The organism is Luteimonas sp. 8-5, assembly GCF_029763755.1.
Lineage (GTDB): Bacteria > Pseudomonadota > Gammaproteobacteria > Xanthomonadales > Xanthomonadaceae > Cognatiluteimonas.
Genome location: NZ_JARUVM010000140.1, coordinates 1 through 4692 on the forward strand (window position 1 = coordinate 1; position 4692 = coordinate 4692).

The following is a 4692-nucleotide window of genomic DNA, read 5'->3' on the forward strand; positions in this document are numbered from 1 at the left end:
TACTCGCCGCGCACGCCGGCGCCGTCCCGGAAGAGAGCACCGGCGGCGGCACCTCCGATGCGCGCTTCATCGCCCCGCTCGGTGCCCACTGCATCGAGGTCGGCCCGGTCAACGCCAGCATCCACCAGGTCGACGAGCACGTGGCCGTCGCCGACCTGGAGGCGCTGCCCGGCCTGTACCTGGCCCTGCTGGAACGGCTGCTGGCCTGAGTCCCTGGGCCGACCCCCTTGCGGGCGCCCCGGCCGCCGTGCACACTCGGGCCATGATCCGCGCCGCCGCCAACAACAATCGCAATAACGCCAGCCCCCCGCGGGTCGGCGATTAGCGCGCGCGTTTCACGCCAATCGAACCGAAGGCCCGCACTGCGAAGTGCGGGCCTTTTTCATTTCCGACTACAGAAAAGGGCCTGCGACATGTGTTCCATCCTCGGTGTCTTCGACCTGCGCCCCGGCGCGGACCTCACTCCGCTGCGGCCGCTGGCGTTGTCGCTGTCGGCCATGCAGCGCCATCGCGGCCCCGACTGGTCCGGCGTGCACGCCGAGCCGGCCGCGCTGCTGGTGCACGAACGCCTGGCCATCGTCGATCCCAGCGGCGGCGCCCAGCCCATCCGCTCCGAGGACGGCGCGCTCGTGCTGGCGGTCAACGGCGAGATCTACAACCACCGCGAGCTCGAGCAAGGCATCGGCGGCGACTACCGCTTCACCACCGGCTCAGACTGCGAAGTGCTCAACGCACTGCACGCCGGCGGCGAAGCCCCCGAAGCCTGGCTGCCGCGGGTGAACGGCATCTTCGCCTTCGCCCTGTGGGATCGCCGCGCCAGGCGCATCGTCATCGCCCGCGACCACATGGGCATCTGTCCGCTGTACTGGGGCCACGATGCCGACGGGCGGTTGTGGGTCGCCTCGGAAATGAAGGCCATTGCGCGCATGTGCACGGACGTCGCCGTGTTCCCGCCGGGCCACGTGTACGACAGCGCCCGCGGTGACGCGCCCGTGCAGTGGTACCGCAGCGACTGGCGCGACCATGACGCCGTGCGCGGCCTCGACGTCGACAAGGCCGAGCTGCGCCAGGCGCTGGAGCAGGCCGTGCATCGCCAGCTCATGGGCGACGTGCCCTACGGCGTGCTGCTCTCCGGCGGCCTGGACTCATCGCTCATCGCCGCCTGCGCCGCCCGCTTCGCCCGCAAGCGGATCGAGGACGACGACCGCGGCGAAGCCTGGTGGCCGCGCCTGCACTCCTTCGCCATCGGCCTGGAAGGCTCGCCCGATCTGGCCGCCGCCCAGGTCGCCGCCGACGCCCTCGGCACCGTGCACCACGGCTTCACCTACAGCTTCGAGGAAGGCCTGGACGCCATCCCCGAAGTCATCCGTCATATCGAAACCTACGACGTCACCACCATCCGCGCGTCCACGCCGATGTATCTGCTCGCGCGCAGGATCAAGGCCATGGGCGTCAAGATGGTCCTCTCGGGCGAGGGCAGCGACGAACTGTTCGGCGGCTACCTCTACTTCCACAAGGCCCCCGATGCCCGCGCCTTCCACGAAGAGCTCGTACGCAAGCTCGATGCCCTCCACCAGTACGACTGCCTGCGCGCCAACAAGTCGATGATGGCCTGGGGCGTGGAGGCGCGCGTTCCTTTCCTGGACGTGCAGTTCATCGACACGGCCATGCGCATGGACGCCGCGCACAAGATGGCGGGCGCCGGCAGGATCGAGAAGGCGGTGCTGCGCGACGCCTTTGCAGGCGTGCTGCCGGACGAGATCCTGTGGCGGCAGAAGGAACAGTTCAGCGACGGCGTCGGCTACGGCTGGATCGACGGTCTCAAAGCACACGCCGAAGTCGTCGTCACCGACGCGCAACTCGCCGGGGCCGCGACCCGCTTCCCGGTCAATCCGCCGGCGACGAAGGAAGCCTGGTGGTACCGCAGCCTGTTCGAACGCCACTTCCCCGGCGACGCCTGCGCACGCACGGTGCCGGGCGGCAAGTCGATCGCCTGCTCCTCGCCGGCCGCGATCGAATGGGATGCTGCTTTTGCCGCCGCGGCCGATCCATCGGGCCGTGCCGTCGCAGGCGTGCACCACGCGCCGGGCGTCAGTCCCGTGGAAGATCCGTCCCCGCCTCGATGAGGGCGTGTTCGACCGTCAGGCTGCAGCCCAGCAGGAACGCGACCAGGTCGCCGCGCCAGAGCTCGCGGATGTCGTGCGCAGGTCCGCACCTGGCGCGGAGTGCGCCGGCTCCGGATCGCCCGAAACCGTTGTTCCCGACCCGTGCAATGGGCTGGCCGTAGGAGACGCGGCGCCGGCCTCGGCGGTTGGCTCCTGGATGTGCGCCAACAGGAACGAGACTCCATCGTCACGACGCAGGATGATCAAGCGCTACTGCCGGGCGTCGCGGATCCGGCTGCGAAGGCCGAGCGTGACAATGACCTGTACGACGGAGAGCAGGAACGTGCCGATCATGAGGGCAATCGAGACCGGCAGGTCGAACTGCGGGTACCCGGCCAGTGCGAAGCCCGCGTGGATGGGAAGGATCAGCGCGCAGACACCCGCGATGGCGAGCGAACTGGCGGTTGCGGAGGGCTTCCCCTGGATCAGGTTGGCCAGGAGGGCGAGCAATCCGCCAAACAGCAGGATGTTGAGCAGGTTGAACAGCTGGACGCCACCGGGCAGGCCGAACATTTCCCACTCGCGCCAGTAGGCCGCATCCACCTGGTGGGCGAAGGCAAGAACCAAATTGAAGGTCGCGGTTAACCTGAGCAGCACCGTAGTCCGGACTGCGGTTCTCTTGTGAGGCTCGATCACGATCTGCTTGTTGGCGATGTCCACTCGACCGGCCATGAGCAGGTTCATGTCCCGGATGAGGTACGCGGCAAGCTCGTCATCGGAAATATCGTTTCCCGGGATGTCCAGGCGGAAGTCCTGGGCGGACAAGCTGCCACCGTTGGTGAAGTGGACAACGAAGTCGAACTTGACGCGGTGCTCGGTCATGTGTCGCTGGATCCTGGCGGCTTGGTCGGTTGTGTGGGGGGCAGGCCCGCGCCCGGTGCGGCGTGCGCCGGCGGCGTGCAGTCCTGCGGAGAGGTCGCCGCTCCCATTGGTCAGGCAGCGCCTGCCCCGGGATCGTTATCGTCATCGTCGCCGCGCCGGCCTTCGGAAAGCGCAAGGCCGATGGCGATGCCGAGGCCCAGGCGGCTGGTCTCCTTGCCTTTGGCGTTCTTGGGCATTGATGTGTCTTCCGAGGGCTGGTGTCGTCACCCGATGGCTTGGCATTCGGAACTGTACCAGCAGGTCGTTCCGCGGGCAGGCATTGGCATCCTACTTGCGCACCTTGCTGATCCACGGCGCCCGCGCCGTGCTGCAAGCAGCGCGCATGAAACAGCGGCGCGGACAAGCGCTGGATCCATTGCAGGCCTGGGCGCTCGACCTGCAGCAGCGGCAAGGGCACAACAAGGCCGCCGTCGGGCTGGCCAACAAGCTCGCTCGCAGGCTTTGGGCCACCGAGCATCACGGTGCCCGCTTCGATGCCCACCACGTCAGTGAGCGCCCGCAATCCTGCTAGAAGGAACCCAATACCCTTTCACGCGTTGCCTGGTTGATCTGATCATGGCGAACAGGTCGGTCCGGGGTCGGGCCAAAGCCGATAACAATTCAGGCCCGAGAGGCCGCTTGAACGATAGGCTCCCGACCCGCGGATTCCATGATGGCCCGAGCCTACGAGCTCACCCCAAGGCCGAATACACGACTGCAACCGCCCTAAGCCAGAAGCAGGTCAGCAGGCACTAGTTGCAGGAGGAGTCCATACACGCATTGTTAGCCCGCACGCATGATGCTCGCGAGTGAGCTACTTATGAGACCCCACTTCTCCAGAAACTTCGGCAAGTGTCCTGCGTTCACCACATAGACCACCTTTTCCTTAGCCCTGGAAATTGATTCAAGGTTCCATGCTAGGTCTTCTGGCTCTACGACCAACTCATTAGACAGTTGCTTACGGAACTTTACCCAAGGGATACTTTCTATTGCTTGATCAGAAGCGTGGCCAGTACTTAGGCAGATATCTCGATCACGAATCGCGCTGATTGAGAGGTTTGCCGTAGTGACAATCACGGCCGCGTAGCACCTAAATCCGTAACTCCTTGCCTCCAAGAATGGCTGTTCTTCCTGCGCTACGGCTTCACTCGCAACAACAACTTCATGCGCAATTCGCTCCAAGAGAGGACGCGAATGGGCATCTTGGCCCGCAACTATGCAGAAATCAGAAACAAATGCTGAAGGTGTTACCTGCACATCTAAGTACCCATGGTGCTCGACGCCATGGCCGGCCGTGTTGTTGATATACAGCCGGCTTCCAATGGTCTTCTCAGGCTCGTCCGGCGTGATAAATATCCAGTCGGAGTCCTGAACGCGTTTGCACTCAACAACCATCACACAGTTGCTTGGGTTGACCAACACCAAGTCAGCAAAGCCGGCATCACCGTTTGAGTGTTGCCACGCGTGCTCGCGATGCAAAACACACCAGTTCTCGCTCTCGCGAACAGTTCGCTCTACGGCAAGCTGAAGCGGAAAGCCCGATCGGTTAACGAGTTTCTTGAGGTCGTCGTGATCTCTCATGTGCGGGCTAACGCTCAAGTTAAGCCGAATTGCAGCGCGTAGCTGGCAACATGGCAAGCTCTTTCTGCCATGTTGTTGGCGTAGC

General features: G+C 64.6%; 5 protein-coding genes and 1 pseudogene. 3 read left to right on the forward strand and 3 right to left on the reverse strand.

From position 1 onward, the window contains the following. Both QAA18_RS11975 and asnB read left to right on the forward strand, forming a co-directional pair. The coding region (locus QAA18_RS11975; protein ID WP_279413222.1) for a M20/M25/M40 family metallo-hydrolase at nt 1-209 on the forward strand (209 nt) is incomplete at its 5' end. 204 nt (nt 210-413) lie between these two features. Further along, nucleotides 414-2126 carry an asparagine synthase B gene (gene asnB / locus QAA18_RS11980; RefSeq protein WP_279413224.1) on the forward strand — a complete coding sequence of 571 codons (1713 nt, stop codon included), beginning with the start codon at nt 414-416 and terminating at the stop codon, nt 2124-2126. 249 nt (nt 2127-2375) lie between these two features. Here asnB and QAA18_RS11985 read toward each other — a convergent pair whose 3' ends face one another. Continuing rightward, nucleotides 2376-2987: a DUF6713 family protein gene (locus QAA18_RS11985; protein WP_279413226.1), complete on the reverse strand. Its 612-nt coding sequence runs from the start codon at nt 2985-2987 to the stop codon at nt 2376-2378. A 110-nt stretch (nt 2988-3097) separates the two neighbouring features. After that, nucleotides 3098-3223 carry a hypothetical protein gene (locus tag QAA18_RS11990; protein WP_279413228.1) on the reverse strand — a complete coding sequence of 42 codons (126 nt, stop codon included), beginning with the start codon at nt 3221-3223 and terminating at the stop codon, nt 3098-3100. A gap of 92 nt (nt 3224-3315) precedes the next feature. On the opposite strand from QAA18_RS11990, the pseudogene QAA18_RS11995 reads away from it, so the two are divergent. Next, nucleotides 3316-3558 (forward strand): annotated as a pseudogene (locus QAA18_RS11995) (IS110 family transposase); the annotation flags it as partial. Nucleotides 3559-3809: 251 nt separating this feature from the next. On the opposite strand, the gene QAA18_RS12000 reads toward QAA18_RS11995, so the two are convergent. Next, nucleotides 3810-4692, reverse strand: an 883-nt coding sequence (locus tag QAA18_RS12000; protein WP_279413230.1) for a hypothetical protein, incomplete at its 5' end; no start/stop codon positions are given.

What these genes read in the sequence shown, in the direction of transcription:
- asnB (WP_279413224.1), top strand. Translation starts at nt 414, where the DNA reads ATGTGTTCCATCCTCGGTGTCTTCGACCTGCGCCCCGGCGCGGACCTC.
- QAA18_RS11985 (WP_279413226.1), bottom strand. Translation starts at nt 2,987, where the DNA reads ATGACCGAGCACCGCGTCAAGTTCGACTTCGTTGTCCACTTCACCAAC.
- QAA18_RS11990 (WP_279413228.1), bottom strand. Translation starts at nt 3,223, where the DNA reads ATGCCCAAGAACGCCAAAGGCAAGGAGACCAGCCGCCTGGGCCTCGGC.